Here is a 14,637-nt window from a genome sequence, read left to right as displayed (position 1 = left end):
GTCTCGGTCGGCGGTTGCGTGTCGGCAGGCGACTTGTGTCTCGGTCGGCGGGTTGCGTGTCGGCAGGCGGCTTGTGTGCTGCCCGTTACCGCGAACCGGTCGGCATCATTCGCCCGCTCGCGCCGAAGCGTCATTATTCCCCATCGTAAGCTTTGGCCGACTGGATGTCCAGCCCCGTCAGGCCGCCGGAATGCCAGGTCGTCAGCCTTAGCGTCACTCTCCTGAAATCGATGGAGATGAACGGGTGATGATTCATCCTCTCGGCGATTCCGGCCACTTTGTTCACGAACTCCATCGCGCCGGCGTAAGTGGGGAACAAGTACTTCTTCGTCAGCCTGCCTTCTTCCACGGACCATCCGGTCAAGCCGCGCAAAGCTTCCTCTAATTCGGTTTCATTCAGCAGCGGTTCTTTGGCCATGGGCGGATCCCTCCATATCGGCTGAGCCGGAATCGGTTCGTTGAAGCGCGCCGTATTTGCGGCGGTAACGCTCGAGAAGCTTGATCCACGACGGGGCGAAAACGACGAGGAAAAACACGTTGGCGGCGGCGTGCACCGTTTCGAACGGAAGCCCGAGCGAATAGACGGCAAGCACGGAGGACCAGGTCTGCTCGCGGACGCCGACGTCGAGCGCCACCGTCACGTTCAGGATCCATCCGTACAGATACCCCCATGCCGCCCCGAACAGCAGGAGAGGAAGCCGTCGCCTACGCGAAGGATTCCGGTGGGCGAACAGTCCGGCGGTGAAGCCGGCCATTCCCCAGGCGAACATTTGCCACGGTGTCCAGGGGCCTTGGCCCAGGAAGAAATTCGAGACCAGTCCCGTCACGGCGCCGACCATCCATCCCGCTTCGGCCCCGAACACGACGCCGGACAGGATCACGATGAACGTGACCGGCGTGAAATTCGGCAATAAAGCCGCGAAAGGAATCCGGCTGACGGTGGCGACGGCGGCCATTACCGCGATCAGGACGAGCTCGCGCGCCTGGCGCTGGCGGCGTTCGAAACGCCACACGAACGGGATCATCGACAGCAGCACGAGCACGATGCCGATCAGCAGCGCGTTTCCTCTCGTCAGTGAAACGTAAGCGAGCACAAGGTAGATGATTGCGATCGGAATGACCAGCAACTTTGGGTTGATCTTTCTGCGAAGAAGGTTCATCGCTGGACGGCTCCTTCTTCGGCTGGTTTCGGATCATGCGCATGGTGCAGCAATCGATGCAGGGGCGTCGTGTAAAACAGATTGCCGCGGAAAAAGGCTTCCGGCTCCCCGTCTGCCACGATTTCCCCCTGAAAAAGCAGGGAGCATCGGTTGGCATATCGGGAAGCGAATTCGACGTCATGCGTCGCCATCACCAGCGTCACGCCGGCTCGGTGGACTTCCTCGAGATGGCCGGCCAGCCGCTTTTTGGCGAGCGCGTCTACGCCTTTGGTCGGCTCGTCGAGCAGCAGCAGCTGCGGCCGACCGAGAAGTGCCAGTGCCAGCGCGCCGAGCTGCCGTTCTCCGCCGCTCAGGTCGTGCGGATGGAGGCCCAGCAGCCCGCTTAGGCCGAGCCGGTCTGCCATCCGTCCGACTTCATCGGCGGGACTGGGGGACCCGACTCTGCTGGCGGCGTGAAGCAAATCCTCGCGTAACGTGTCGTGCACGAAATGCAGCAGCGGATTCTGCGCCAGGTAGCCGATCCGCGAGAATCGGGCTTGCGTGGGCAGGCGGGACAGCTTGACGCCTTCCAGGCGCACTTCTCCGCGCTGCGGTTCGCGGAGGCCGGCCAGCAGCTGCAGCAGCGTCGACTTGCCGCTGCCGTTGCCGCCGAACAAGGCGATCCGGTCGCCTTGCCGGACCGTCCACTCCAATCCCCGCAGCACAGCCGGGGAATTCTTGTCGTAGGCGAAGAAGAGACCATTCGCTTGGAGCAGCGGCTTGGCTTCGGAAGCCGGCGGTTTCGCCGCTGGCGCGGCATGGGCCGCGGCATCTCGGATCGCGGGGTGCGCGCGGGCTTCTTTGACGGAAAGCGGGAGAAATGAGGGCATCGGTTCCGGTTCTTCCGGTTCTTCCGGTTCTTCCGGTTCTTCCGGTTCTTCCGGTTCTTCCGGTTCTTCCGGTTCTTCCGGTTCTTCCGGTTCTTCCGGTTCTTCCGGTTCTTCCGGTTCTTCCGGTTCTTCCGTCGGTCCACCGTCGTTTCGGCGTTCGGCATCCATAAACCGGCGCGCCTCGCCAGACAGAGTTCCCATCCAGGCGGGTTTCTCCTGCGCCGTCCGTATGCTGGTTGCTCGTCCTGCCTCTTCCAGCGCCCACCTCGTCACCGCGGGCAGTGACTCGATCCAGGCGGGATCCTGCCTGCGCCAAGCTTCGGCGGCGTATGCCCGCGGCGTTCCGTCGAAAACGGCAGAGCCCCGTTCCAGCCGAATCACCCGGTCGGCGATCGGCAACAAATCATCGATGCGGTGTTCGCTCATCACGACGGTGATCCCCCACTCGTCGTTCAGCCTCTTCAACATGCCGAGCAGCTCGCGCGCCGCCAGCGGATCCAATTGCGCCAACGGCTCGTCAAGCAGCAACAGCCGCGGCTGCAGCATGAGGACAGAAGCGAGGTTAACCGTCTGCTTCTGGCCTCCGGACAATTCGTCGGACCGGCGGGCCAGAAGCGGCTCCAGGCCGAAAAACCCGGCCATCTCCGCCATCCGCCGTCTCATGGCGCTCCGTTCGAGCCCGAAATTTTCCATCCCGAAAGCGAGCTCATGCTCTACGGTGTCAACCACCAGCTGGTTTTCCGGATGCTGCATGACAAGCCCCACCGCGGAAGCCGCTTCACGGGCGGGCCAGGACTCGATTTTCCGGCGTTCCAGCAGGATGGTCCCGGAGAGCGTTCCCCCAGGCGAAACCTCCCGCTTCAACAATCTCAGCAACGTGGACTTGCCGCTCCCGGACGGACCGGCCAGCACGACGAAATCGCCTTCCAGGATCGACGCCGTAACGCCGGACAAGGCCGGCTCTTCTGCGTCCGGATAGCGGAACGTTACTTGCCGAAGTTCAACGATCGCCACGTTGTCCGGTCCCTCCATTCCCAGCCCAGCGGCATCAGCAGAAATACGAGATAAGCGGCGAGTGCGCCAACGTCTCCCTTTGACAGCGAAAACGATTCAAGGCGCGGGTAAATGGTCAAATATCCATGTCCGTTCGCCCACAGCGTAAACGCGATTCCCGCCGCTGCAAACAAACCGCCGGCCGTCCAAGCGTCCCGGGGCCCGAATCGGAAAGCGGGATACGAGCTTCGCGTTCCCGTCCCGTAGCCCCGCGCCTGCATGGAATCCGCCGTCTGCAATGCGTCTTCCAGCGACCAGGACAGCAGCGCCCCGACCAAGCGGGCGCCGTTGCGCGCGCGTTGCGTGACTGTGCCTTCGGAGACGGCGATTCCCCGCGTTTTCTGCACGAGCATGAGTTCCTTCAGCCGCCTGCGAAGGCGGGGAACCATGCCCGCAGCCATCATCGCCAAGAGCGCCGCTTTGGGAGAGAAACGGGCGAACAAGAACAGAAATTTATGTTCGGTCATCAGAATCCGGTACGAGACGAACAGCGTCAGCAGGCCGAGCAAGGACGAAGCCATCGTGGCCCCGTAGACGACGGACTCCAGCGTAATCGGAATGTCTCCCATATAATACAATACGGTGCGACCCCGGTGGGAAATGAGCGGATTGACGAGGATCAGCGCGACGAAAGCGCCGAGCATCGGGAGCGACCAGCTCCGCCATTCCCGGCCGCCGTCCAAATGCCCGTTCACGATCAGGCAGGCGGCCCAGCCGGATAGCAGAAGAACCGGATGAAACAACAACATGCCGAAGGTGATCCCTCCGGCATAATAAAGCAGCAAGACCGACGGATGAAGCGAGCGCAACCCGAACCCTTCGCTCATGGCGCCTGCTCCTTGCCGGCTTGGTCCGAGTCTTCGTCTTGGGACGCATAGAACCACTCCACGCGGTCTCCGGGTTCAAGCTTGTACGCACCCGCGCCCACGCTGGCCTCCTTGCCGTTCACCTTGTACTTCCAGCCGCTCGTCGGTCCGTCGTCGAACTCGAACAGCCCGTCGATTCCCGCCACGTAGAACATGGCACCGCTGCCTCTCGAATCGTAAGCGAGCCTATGCGCCTTAAGCGTTCGGATCAGCAAGTCGGCCACCGTATCGTTCTTCCGGAGCTCGACCTCCTCCGGCTTCAGCACGGTGCCCCATTCGGCGTTGCCCATGATGGAGATCGAGGCGGTTTGCGGGGTTTTCGTTGTCGGCGATGGGGAGGTTACGGCCGGTTTCGAGGCGGACGGGATAGACGATGGCGGCGGGGAAGATGCGGCAGGCTTTCCGCTTTCTTGCGCGGCGGCGGGATTCGTCTCCGCCGACTCCCCGGCGGTCGGTTCTGCCGTATTCGCGCCGGAAGGCTCCTTTGTCTGAGCGGGATCGGTTGACGGCGGCTCGTTTCCGGTTTCCTGTGGCATTGCTCCGGAGTCCGCCGGCCGTGAGGCTCCGGTTTCCGCCGGAGACGATGCGCCGTCACCGTTCGGCTGGCTTGCCGACGACGTTGCACCGTTGCCGTTTGGTTGATTCGACGACGACGCTGCACCGTTGCCGTTTGGTTGGTTCGACGACGACGCTGCGTCATTAGCAGGGCTCAGTGTCGCTGCCGCAGGAGACCCCGTATCCGCCTTTCCGCACGCCGCCGCGATCAGAACCGGCAAGATCACGAGCAACATGAACACCGCCCAACGCACCCTTCTCCTCACCATTCGCTTTCTCCCTCCTTTCCTCGAACAAATCTGGTCTCTTCCTATCAAGTAAACCGGCTGCAGCAACTGCAACCTCCAAATCCGCGTCCCTAACCCGGTAAAACCCGGCTGCAACAGCTCTAATCTCCGAATCCGCGTCTCTAACCCGGGAAAAACCCGGCTACAGCAGCTCAAATCTCCCGGACTCGTGTTCTAACCCGGAAATACCCGGCTACAGCAGCTCAAATCTCCCGAACTCGTGTTCTAACCCGGAAAAACCCGGCTACAGCAGCTCAAATCTCCCGAACTCGTGTTATAACCCGGAAAAACCCGGCTACAGCAGCTCAAATCTCCCGAACTCGTGTTCTAACCCGGAAAAACCCGGCTACAGCAGCTCAAATCTCCCGAACTCGTGTTCTAACCCGGAAAAACCCGGCTACAGCAGCTCAAATCTCCCGAACTCGTGTTATAACCCGTAAAAACCCGGCTGCTGCAGCTCAAATCTCCGAATCCACGTCTCTCGCGTCCGACCACCTTGGGCGAAAGAAGGCGAGAACGTTGTACGGATGCACAAATACGAGATTCCGTCTCCGCAAGACGGCCTAAACGTCTTACGGATGCACAAATACGAGATTCCGTCTCCGCAAGACGGCCAAAACGTCTTACGGACCCGCAATTCCGCGTTTCCGTCACCGGCATCCTTCATCTCAACGCTATTTACCCAACTTGCCGATGCCCGCGCGGTAGAGCACGCGGACCGCGATGACGGCAGCCTGCTCGCGCGGCATCGTCGTCTTCGGCGAGAAATTGCCGTTATACGAAGTCATCCAACCTTGCTCGAGCACCGCCTGCACGGCCGGCTTCGCGGCGGCCGACACTTGGCCGGCGTCCGCCGGCGACGTGATGCCGCCTGCCTTGAGCTTAAGTGCCCGGGCGAGCAACTGCGCCGCTTGTTCGCGGGTCAGCTTCCCGTCAGGCGCGAACTTGCCGGGGGCGACGCCCGCGATCAGGCCTGCCTTCGAGGCCGCTTGGATCTCTTTGGCATACCACGCCGCGGCGGGCACGTCCTTGAAATCGGAGCCGCTCTGCGGCGCCAATCCCAGAGCGCGGACCAACGATGCGACAAACTCGGCCCGCGTCACGGCCGTTTTCGGATCAAACGCACCCGCAGCCGAGTCGCCCGGTCCCCGCAGCACGCCGCTCGCCTTGGCGATGCGCACCGAATCCGCTGCCCAACCGGACACTTTGGCCTGGTCGGCGTAATCCCCGACCACGGCCAGCGGCGTGACGGTCCGGACCGCAACCGGCGCTTTGCCGGCGGCATAACCCGACACTTCGAGCCGGTATGCGCCTACCGGCAAACCCGCCAATTTCGCGATGCCATTCTCGTCCGTCACGGCCGACGCGCTGCCCGCCGATACGCGTACGCCCGCAAGCGGCGCCGGGTCCTTCAGCTTGCCTGCGTCCCAATCCATCTCACGGTAGGTCACCGCAACGGCAACCGTTTCTCCCGGCTTCGGCGCAGCTGGCGTCACGATGGCCGGCTCCGGCAATTTGGTGCCCATGTCGCCGTAATACACCACGAGCTCCTGACCATCCTCGAGCAGGTAGGTCCCCATGCCCTCACCCGGTACGATCCAAGCATTACCGCTCTTCACGGCGAAGTTCCAACCGTCGTAGCCCCCATATTTACCTGCAGCCGTTCCGTTTATCGCAGCAACATACTTGCCGTAAGCCGAATCTTCCACCTGATACCCGATATTCCGCGCCTTCAGGAAGCTTTCCAGCGCTTCCAGCGCCGTGCCGCCCTGCGCGGTTCCCGCCGCGATCGCGCCTTGGTCGCCTTCCACGCGCAAGGTGACCGTCTTGACGTAGGAGCCGACCGCAAGCGGCGACTCGAACGTGACATAAGCAGGAGTAGATCCCGCACGGTATCCGTCAACGGTCAGCGTATTCAGGCCGATAGGCAGCCCCCTGTCAAACGAAACCTTGCCGTCCTTGTCCGTCACGGCCGACTGTCCGCCGACCGTAACGCGCGCGGCTTCCGCCGGGCTGACCACGGTTTTGCCGGTGTCCCAATCGTACTTTTCCTTCTCCACGGTTACCGTGATAGGCTGACCTTCGCGCGGCGCCGCGGGCTCCACCTTCACGGAATGGATAAGATCGGTTTCGCCTCCGTAGTACACGACGATTCGATCGCCGCCGCGGGGCTCGAACGCCGCCATGCCCGGCAGGCCCGTGAGCCATTGGTCTCCGCGCCGGACCGCGTATTGCCACCCGTCGTACCCGCCGAATGACGCGTTTTGGACACCGGAAATCGACTTCAGGAACGGCCCGAACTGCGGGTGCCGCTCGATCTCATAAGACAGCCCGTTCTTGCGAAGCGCCTGCACAAGCGACTCCAGAGCGGTACGTCCGTTCACGTTCTCCCGGGCCAGGCGGAAGTTCGTTCCGTAAACCGTTATCTCCACCGACTGGCCGGCGCGTTCGCCCGCGTACAGCGCCGGCAGACCGTCCATCCAGCGCTCGACGGCCGTCAAGCCAAGCATGGCATACAAGGAAGACATGCCGTCGGATTTGCCGCCCGGCACATGGGCGAAGCTTCCGTCGCCCAGACGGAACTCCATGAGCCGTGACAGCGCGGATTTGCCGTTCTTGACGAAACGCGCGTCCTGCACCGGGTCGATCCCGAGCGAGGTTAGCGCGATCAGAACCTGGACGGAGCTTTCGCTCGATTCCGGGTTTCCGAAGCCGCCGTTGTCCCGCTGCACGCCGGACAGCCATCCGAGAGCGGCTTCCGTAGCGGCGCGGACATCTTCGCGGTCCTGATAAGGCGCCAGCGCCAGCAAGACGATGCCCGTCACGTCGACGTCGCTTTTGCCCGGAGCCAGCGACCAGCCGCCGTCCGCGTTCCGGTTGTCCACCAGCCATTTCAACAGGGAGTCGCGGCTCCAGCGGTCCTTCACGACGGGCTCGTAATCCCCCGCGTCTAACGCTAGCAGCGCGTATGCGGGCGCGTTCGGGCCTTGCGCCGTCATGTTCTCGTAATTCGCGATTTCCGCGAGCAAATCGCTCTTGCCCGGGCCGAAGCGGCGGACATCGCCGCCGTTCGCGTTGACGGCGAGCGCCGTGCGCGCGTAATCCGTGACAAGACGTAGCTTGCCGTCCGCCACGTTTTTCCCCGCCTGAGCAAGGTAGGGTGCGCCAACGGGTTTGCCCCCGCGGGCCAATCCTAACGCCACCCAGTCGCTGAGCGGTGCCGTCCTGCCGAGCGAGGTTTGCAACGCTCCAAGCGCTTCGTCCAATTGCGCGCGCGAAGGCCCGCCCGCCGCTGCCGCTCCCTCGGCACCAGGCTGCGAATCCCCGTCCGCCGCCAACGCGCTTGTCCACGTACCCAGCACCATTGCCAGCGCCAGCAATCCCGCCATGACCCCGCGGATCCAACCGCCCGCGATAGACCGTTTCCCTGCCATTGTCCCACTCCTCCTGTGTCCCATACACTCATTAAGCCAAGTAAAAACGAATTCGGCGTCCTCTTGGATCGGAAACATCGTTTCTATCGAGACCAATCAGAAATGAATCGCGAGTATGGATCCATCCTGATGGAACGAACAAACAAAAAAACATCCCCCTGAACCGGGAGATGCCGTGTGGATGACCGATCGCGGCAGACGCAGCCCTCCTCGCCGGGCCAGGTGCCGCCTTAGTCCGTAACTGCGCCGACCGCCAGGCCGCCGTTCCGCGCTATCCTCAACCGCAAGCGCCAAACGCGGCCTTGCCGCCACACCTCCCCTATTCCTCGTAGGTTGCGGGTGTTTGTCGAAAACAGGCAGTTCTCCTGGCTCCAGGCTCATCGGCTACCGGGCCTTCCCGCCGCAAAAGCGGCAGTGGCAGTTCCGGAAACCTCCCTTGGTCAGTGGCGGGACCGCGTCGGATTCGCACCGAACTTCTCTATTAAACCATTACGGTACCTGTTTTCCGCCGTATTCATTTGTGATGTCATCTTATCACGGAGACCGTGCGCTGTCCATACCGCGGTGCCTTGTCCCGCCTGGCGCCGGGGCCTTTGTCCGAATGCCGGGAACGAGCGGCTCTTAACGCGGAACACCGATAGAACTTGAATTTTATGCAAGTTTTCGTGCGATTTAACTGGTAAAAACCGGGTAGATATACTATATTATTGATATGCTCGATTTCCGTGAAGAGGGTTGTTCATGCGCTGGGACGGCACTTTTACTTTGATGGAACATGCGGAAGGTAACGCGGGATTCCGCTCGGTGAACGCCGACGATATCCTTTATTTCTGCGTCCAGCAAAACCAGATTGTTGCTCACACCTTCGATGAGGAGCTCTTTACGGGGTGGTATTCCCTGGACAGGCTCTGGCGCGCCCTTCGGATGACGGACTCCCGCTTCTACCGCACCGACCGCGTGTTCATCGTGAATTTAGCGAAAATCCGGAAAGTGGACCGGAACTGGAGCAAAATCTACTTCACCGAGGACCCGGCGCCCGGAGAGAAGCACTGCTACGTGGCCAAATTGAAAATGCCCGAAGTCGAGAAAAGGATGGAGGAGCTCTTCTCCGTTGAGCCGCCGTAATGCCGGACCATGCCGGATAAACCGCGTCACACCCCGCCCGATTTGAACAGCGTGGCGATGGAGCCGCCCATCGTATTGATCCGGATGGCGTCCGCGATCAGTTTGGCCATCGAGATCACGGTGAATTTATCGGAATCCTCGTGCGCGATGGAATCCGTCACCGCGACTTCCTGAATATGCGGGTGATCCAGCAGCTCGATCGCATGATGGGAGAACAGACCGTGCGAAGCGAGCACGTAACAGCGGTCCGCGCCTTTCTCCTTCAGCAAATCCACGGCGGGGCGAACCGTCTTGCCCGTATCGATGATGTCTTTGATCACGATCGGGGTCATCCCCTCGACGTCGCCGACGATATGCAGTCCTCCCGCGTCGGTGCGGTCTCCCGAATTCGCGATCATGATCGCGAATTGCGCCCCCAAGTCGTTCGCCAGCTTCTCCGCCATGCCCGCCCTTCCCGGATCCGGAGAGACGACGACGGGATTCGGGATGTTCCGGCTTCGCAAATAAGCCGTCATCTCGTCCAGCGCGGTCAGATGGTCCACCGGAATGTTGAAGAAGCCTTGGATCGCGTCCGCATGCAGATCGACCGTGATGATCCTGGACGCTCCGGCCATCGTCAGCGTGTCGGCGATCAGCTTCGCCGAGATGGCTTCCCGCGGTGCCCGCTTCCTCTCCTGCCTGGCATAGCCGTAATAGGGAACGATAATATTGACCGTTTTGGCGGAAGCCCGCTTGGCGGCATCGATCATCACGATCAATTCCATGAAATGGTCGTTGATCGGATGGGAGAGCGACTGGATGATGAAGACGTCGCAGGTGCGGATCGGCTCTTGATACGAGACGTACACCTCGCCGCTCTTGAAGCGCGACAGCTTGACCTCGCCGAGAGGTTGGCCGAGCAGCGAGCAAATCTTTTCGGCCAGCGGCCGATTGGAAGAACCCGAGAAAATCTTGACTTTACCGTGCAGCACCTTGCTCTCCTCCTTCAGGAAAACAGGAGAAGCCGCAGTCCCGTTCAACCGGCGAGCGGCTTCACTCTTGATGAAAGTCTATCAGTTCCCCGGAGCAAGAGACAAGTCCGATTCCAAGTAAAAACGACTTCATCGTCCTCAAGGCAGAGAATGTCGTTTTTATCGAAGATCATTCGGAAATGAAAAGACGTGAAACTTATAAATTCTGAATGATTAAGTAAACCGGCTACGACGTCCTTTTCGGACGGATAGACGTTTTATCGAAGTGATTCAGATAAGTATCGCAGATTTTATACTTTCTGAATCACCGAAAAATGCATACGCTGCGTTACTCCCCCTACTCCCGCTGCCGGCCTTGGTCCAGAAGCCGCATCACGCGGGCGAGCTCGGCCCAGGTCACCTTGCGCTCGGGATGAGGAGAAGGCGCAGGCAGGATTCCCCGCTCCTCCAACCAGCGCAAATCCTCGGCCGCGGTTCCTTCGAAACGCCTGGCGGGGATTGGGCCCTCCGCCTGTTCCCCAAACGCCGCTTCCTCCATCTCCTCCATCACCTCGCCCTCCCCTTTCCATTCCATCATGTTCCTCCAGATGGCTACGATATCCTGGCCGTACTTGTGGCCGGGAAGCGTCCATTTTCCGTTCAAATCCTCCCAGCATGCCACGGCTTCCCCGCGCCCGGAAACGAGCTCGTTCAGCCGCCGGTAATGCAGCTCCGTCCGCCGCTTCAGTTCATCCTCCGTCCATGCCGGATCCGCCGCGCTCCAGATCGCATGGGCGAACGGTTTCCAGGGCGGACCTTGCGGGTCCGCCTTCCACACTTGCGTATCCAGCATCGCTTGGCAGAATGCCACATCCGCCCGGATGCCGTACCGTTCCCCCTGCTCCAGGTAATGGACGGCCACGTCGGGAGCTTTCGGATTGCGTCGGTACGCATATGCGCGCATCCGCTCCGCGGAGCACAGCGCACGGCCGAAAATCGACACTTTGCCCGTCGGCCCGACCTCCGGATGCTTGCGGAACACGAGATTGATCATGCCTTCTCCTCCCTCGCGGGGTGGTTGTCCCCTCCTCTATCCATCGTATTCACCCGCCCGCTCGGATTTGATCTTCTTTTCCAAGCTGTTACAATAAAAAAGACTTATACCCACGAAAAAATAGAAGATGTGCATAAGTCTGTGGACAACGAAGGTTTTATCCACAGAATTGTGCACACCATGTTAACAACGAATGCTTGTTCGCTGGCAAGTAAAAACGACTTCGTCGTCCTGGAGGACCAGAGAATGTCGTTTTTATCGAAGAGCATTCAGAAATGAATAGCGTGAAACGAATTCATTCTGAATGATTAAGAAAGGGGATTTCCATTGCTCGACGATGCAGGGCTCGACGACGAAAAATGGATGAAGGAAGCCATCGCGCAGGCTCATCTTGCCCGCGCGATCGGCGAGGTGCCGATCGGCGCGGTTATCGTGCGGGACGGGGAAATCGTCGGCGCCGGCCATAACCTCCGGGAAACGTCGCATGATCCGACGGCGCACGCGGAAATGATCGCCATCCGCGAGGCGAGCGAGAAACTCGGGGCGTGGAGGCTCCTTGGCTGCACGCTGTACGTCACGCTGGAGCCGTGTCCGATGTGCGCGGGCGCGATTCTGCAGTCCCGGGTGGAGCGGGTCGTCTACGGGGCCGCCGATCCGAAAGCGGGCTGCGTCGGTACGCTGATGGATCTGCTGCAGGATGCCCGGTTCAACCACCGGCTGCCCTGGCGCTCCGGAGTGCTGCAGGAGCCGTGCGCCGCTTTGCTAACCGACTTCTTCCGCGGGCTGAGAACCCGCCAGGACCGTTCCTGACGAAAGTCCCGCGTTTTTCTTCTTCTCCTCCGCCTCTATCCGCCGGAGGCGCTGAAGTTGAACGATAAGCCTGTCCGCTTCTTCGCTGACGGCCACAATCTCAGGATCGGTCAAATTGCCCAAATCGTCAGCCATTTCATAAAGTCGACGTTGCAGCAACTGGAGGCGAAGGATCAACTGTGGCGTATCCATGTCGAACTCCCGACCGCTCCCTTCCGTTCAATTTCGTCATACAGCGATAGGTTTTTTATCCTGCTCCCATTATAGGACAAAATTAGTTGTCAGATTGTAGAACCCTGTCGATCATGGGACGCGATTTTACGTTATTTTCCGACAAAATCAAGGACTTTAGACACAAAATATCTCCATTCTTTACCACTTCTCGTGGCGGATGAACAAGGGAAAGGAGCCAGTCTTCCATGGGTACGAACATCTTGCTGATCGAAGATGACGAGGCATTGCACCGGGGAATCCGGTTTACGCTCGAGCAGGAAGGCTTCGAGACCCGGGGAGCGCGAACGCTGGCGGAAGCCAGGAACGAGCTGGAGTGCGGCGAATTCGGACTGGTCCTCCTCGACGTTCAGCTCCCCGACGGGAACGGATTCGACTTTATTTCGGAAATCCGGAGCCGGTGGCGGATTCCGGTGATTTTCCTGACCGCGAGCGACCAAGAGTTCGACGTCGTTCGCGGGCTCGATCTCGGAGGGGACGACTATATTACGAAACCGTTCCGGCTGCGGGAATTCGTGTCCCGGGTGCAAGCGGTCATCCGCAGAAGCGCGGTTGCCCAAGAGGACGCCCCGGCCGCGGCTAAGCCTCAGCACTCCGGGGGATTGACCTTGATTCCCGGGGAAATGCGGATCGAGAAGGAAGGCCGGGACATCCCGCTCAGTCTGACGGAATTCAGGCTGGTGTCGCTGTTCATGGCCCATCCGCGGGCCGTGCTGTCGAGAGACCAGATCATTCGGCATGTATGGCAGGGCGGCGTGGATGTGCTGGACGACAACACGGTCGCGGTCAACGTCCGGAGGCTGAGGGAGAAAATCGAAGACGACCCGCAAAATCCCCGGTTTATCTTGACGGTGCGGGGGGCGGGGTATCGATGGAACGGTTAGGGGATTCAAAGCTGAACGCGGCGCGTCTATGGCGGAATCCTCCCGCGCGGCGCCTGGCGTGGATGCTTGCCGCGGCCGCGATCGTGTCGGCCGTCCTGGTGTGGCTGTTCGCGGAGCGTTCCTCGGAGCGCCTCAAGCAGGATTGGCTGGCGCAGCAGACGGGCATCATCGGCCGGCTTGCCACGGCCGACCCCGGGCAGGCGAAGTTGTGGGCCCGCCTGCTCGCGAACCCGGATAACCTTACGCCCCAAGATGCCGAAAGGGGACGGCAAATCGCCGCCGAGTACGGACTGACGCCGAAGCTGGAATCGCGCCTTTTTCCGGTTCTGAACGATTACCGGGCACGCACCCTCGCCGTCTTGGGCGCGGGAATGCTGGCGCTGCTGGTCGCCCTCTCCGCTCTGCTCGTTCGGGAATACCGCCGGCACTTCGCCGACATCCGCAGGCTTGCCGTCTCGCTCGACGACGCCGTCAAGCATAATGAGCCGATGGCTTTCCGGCTCTATGAAGAAGGCGAGCTCGGGCTGCTGGCCAGCAGCGTGCAGGAGCTGGCGATCCGGCTTCAGGAAACGATCGGGCAATTGCACCGCGACAAGGCTTTTCTGAAGGACACGGTCGCCGACATCTCCCACCAGTTGAAAACGCCTCTCTCCTCCCTGATCATCTATATGGACCTGCTGCTCGAAGGAAACGTCGACGCCGATCGGGCGCGGGAATTCCTCGAGACGTGCCGCCGGGAGCTGGACCGGATGGAGTGGCTAACGCTGACGCTGCTCAAGATCGCCCGCTTCGAGGCGGACGCGCTTGCCCTTCAGATCCGCCCCGCTCCCTTGCCGCCGACCGTGGCACGCGCGAGCGATGCCGTCCGGCGCCTGGCCGAAGACCGGCAGGTCTCGATTGTCCAGAAGCCTCCGCGCGAAGCCGGGCCGGAGATTCCCCACGATCCCCGCTGGCTGGCGGAAGCGATCGCCAATGTGCTGAAGAACGCCATCGAGCACAGCCCGCCCGGAGGCCATGTCACGGTGGGGTGGGAGACGACCCCCGTGTTCCTGCGGCTCTATGTGGAGGATCAGGGCCCTGGCATCGATGAGCAGCATCTTCCCCACATTTTCCGCAAATTTTACCGCGTCTCCCCGGGAGGAAGCGGCGTCGGCCTCGGCCTGCCGCTGGCCAAATCAATCGCCGAACGGCATGGCGGCATGCTGTCGGCTTCCTCCCGCCTCGAGGGAGGTTCCCGGTTCGTTCTAACGATGCCCCTGAATCCCTTGCCCGCCGCGAATATCGCCAAACCTTACAAAACCGTAAGCGAAGACACGGCGGAGCTGTAAGATACTCGCGTTATACTGGCCCTATCATGCC

The 14,637-nt window shown here is 61.0% G+C and carries 14 protein-coding genes and 1 riboswitch; of the genes, 5 read left to right on the top strand and 9 right to left on the bottom strand.

What is annotated here, in order from left to right; all coding sequences use genetic code 11:
• Positions 1 to 133 precede the first annotated feature (133 nt).
• The 6 genes from GE107_RS21875 to GE107_RS21850 form a co-directional block, all read right to left on the bottom strand.
• Positions 134 to 418: a 4a-hydroxytetrahydrobiopterin dehydratase gene (locus tag GE107_RS21875; protein WP_219643008.1), complete on the bottom strand. Its 285-nt coding sequence runs from the start codon at positions 416 to 418 to the stop codon at positions 134 to 136.
• Entirely contained in the window at positions 393 to 1,160 is a 768-nt protein-coding gene (locus tag GE107_RS21870; RefSeq protein WP_219643007.1) for an ECF transporter S component, read from the bottom strand. Before GE107_RS21870 ends, GE107_RS21875 begins: the two co-directional genes overlap by 26 nt.
• Positions 1,157 to 3,043, bottom strand: a complete 1,887-nt coding sequence (locus GE107_RS21865) for an ABC transporter ATP-binding protein (RefSeq protein WP_219643004.1) — start codon at positions 3,041 to 3,043, stop codon at positions 1,157 to 1,159. The genes GE107_RS21870 and GE107_RS21865 overlap by 4 nt, the downstream gene beginning before the upstream one ends.
• Complete coding sequence (locus tag GE107_RS21860; protein ID WP_219643002.1) at positions 3,016 to 3,909, bottom strand: energy-coupling factor transporter transmembrane component T family protein; 894 nt, start codon at positions 3,907 to 3,909, stop codon at positions 3,016 to 3,018. The genes GE107_RS21865 and GE107_RS21860 overlap by 28 nt, the downstream gene beginning before the upstream one ends.
• Entirely contained in the window at positions 3,906 to 4,772 is an 867-nt protein-coding gene (locus GE107_RS21855) for a DUF4430 domain-containing protein (protein WP_255570741.1), read from the bottom strand. Before GE107_RS21855 ends, GE107_RS21860 begins: the two co-directional genes overlap by 4 nt.
• Before the next feature lie 692 nt (positions 4,773 to 5,464).
• The gene (locus tag GE107_RS21850; protein WP_219643000.1) at positions 5,465 to 8,224 is read right to left on the bottom strand and encodes an S-layer homology domain-containing protein; all 2,760 of its coding nucleotides are present in this window, start codon (positions 8,222 to 8,224) and stop codon (positions 5,465 to 5,467) included.
• A gap of 338 nt (positions 8,225 to 8,562) precedes the next feature.
• Positions 8,563 to 8,741: riboswitch (cobalamin riboswitch) on the bottom strand.
• A 224-nt stretch (positions 8,742 to 8,965) separates the two neighbouring features.
• On the opposite strand from GE107_RS21850, the gene GE107_RS21845 reads away from it, so the two are divergent.
• Positions 8,966 to 9,349 carry a LytTR family DNA-binding domain-containing protein gene (locus GE107_RS21845; protein WP_219642998.1) on the top strand — a complete coding sequence of 128 codons (384 nt, stop codon included), beginning with the start codon at positions 8,966 to 8,968 and terminating at the stop codon, positions 9,347 to 9,349.
• Between the two features lie 26 nt (positions 9,350 to 9,375).
• Here GE107_RS21845 and GE107_RS21840 read toward each other — a convergent pair whose 3' ends face one another.
• Together GE107_RS21840 and GE107_RS21835 are read right to left on the bottom strand one after the other, a co-directional pair.
• A complete protein-coding gene (locus tag GE107_RS21840; RefSeq protein WP_219642997.1) occupies positions 9,376 to 10,320 on the bottom strand; it encodes a ribose-phosphate diphosphokinase in 945 nt (314 codons plus the stop codon).
• A 337-nt stretch (positions 10,321 to 10,657) separates the two neighbouring features.
• Complete coding sequence (locus GE107_RS21835; protein WP_219642995.1) at positions 10,658 to 11,353, bottom strand: glucosaminidase domain-containing protein; 696 nt, start codon at positions 11,351 to 11,353, stop codon at positions 10,658 to 10,660.
• 327 nt (positions 11,354 to 11,680) lie between these two features.
• Between GE107_RS21835 and tadA the strand changes: the two genes are divergently transcribed.
• Entirely contained in the window at positions 11,681 to 12,163 is a 483-nt protein-coding gene (gene tadA, locus GE107_RS21830) for a tRNA adenosine(34) deaminase TadA (RefSeq protein ID WP_255570740.1), read from the top strand.
• Here the strand turns inward: tadA and GE107_RS21825 are convergent.
• The gene (locus tag GE107_RS21825) at positions 12,116 to 12,298 is read right to left on the bottom strand and encodes an aspartyl-phosphate phosphatase Spo0E family protein (protein ID WP_255570750.1); all 183 of its coding nucleotides are present in this window, start codon (positions 12,296 to 12,298) and stop codon (positions 12,116 to 12,118) included. The two genes, tadA and GE107_RS21825, sit on opposite strands and share 48 nt — an antisense overlap.
• Here GE107_RS21825 and GE107_RS26775 point away from each other — a divergent pair.
• The 3 genes from GE107_RS26775 (at position 12,221) to GE107_RS21815 (ending at position 14,606) form a co-directional block, all read left to right on the top strand.
• Complete coding sequence (locus GE107_RS26775) at positions 12,221 to 12,430, top strand: hypothetical protein (protein ID WP_255570755.1); 210 nt, start codon at positions 12,221 to 12,223, stop codon at positions 12,428 to 12,430. The genes GE107_RS21825 and GE107_RS26775 overlap by 78 nt on opposite strands.
• A gap of 152 nt (positions 12,431 to 12,582) precedes the next feature.
• Positions 12,583 to 13,278: a response regulator transcription factor gene (locus GE107_RS21820; protein WP_219642990.1), complete on the top strand. Its 696-nt coding sequence runs from the start codon at positions 12,583 to 12,585 to the stop codon at positions 13,276 to 13,278.
• Entirely contained in the window at positions 13,266 to 14,606 is a 1,341-nt protein-coding gene (locus tag GE107_RS21815) for a sensor histidine kinase (protein ID WP_219642988.1), read from the top strand. Before GE107_RS21820 ends, GE107_RS21815 begins: the two co-directional genes overlap by 13 nt.
• Positions 14,607 to 14,637: the final 31 nt, after the last annotated feature.

This window comes from Cohnella sp. CFH 77786 (genome assembly GCF_019400745.1).
Lineage (GTDB): Bacteria > Bacillota > Bacilli > Paenibacillales > Paenibacillaceae > Cohnella.
The sequence above is the reverse complement of the archived record's forward strand: the minus strand, read 5'-3'. Positions and strand labels throughout refer to the sequence as shown.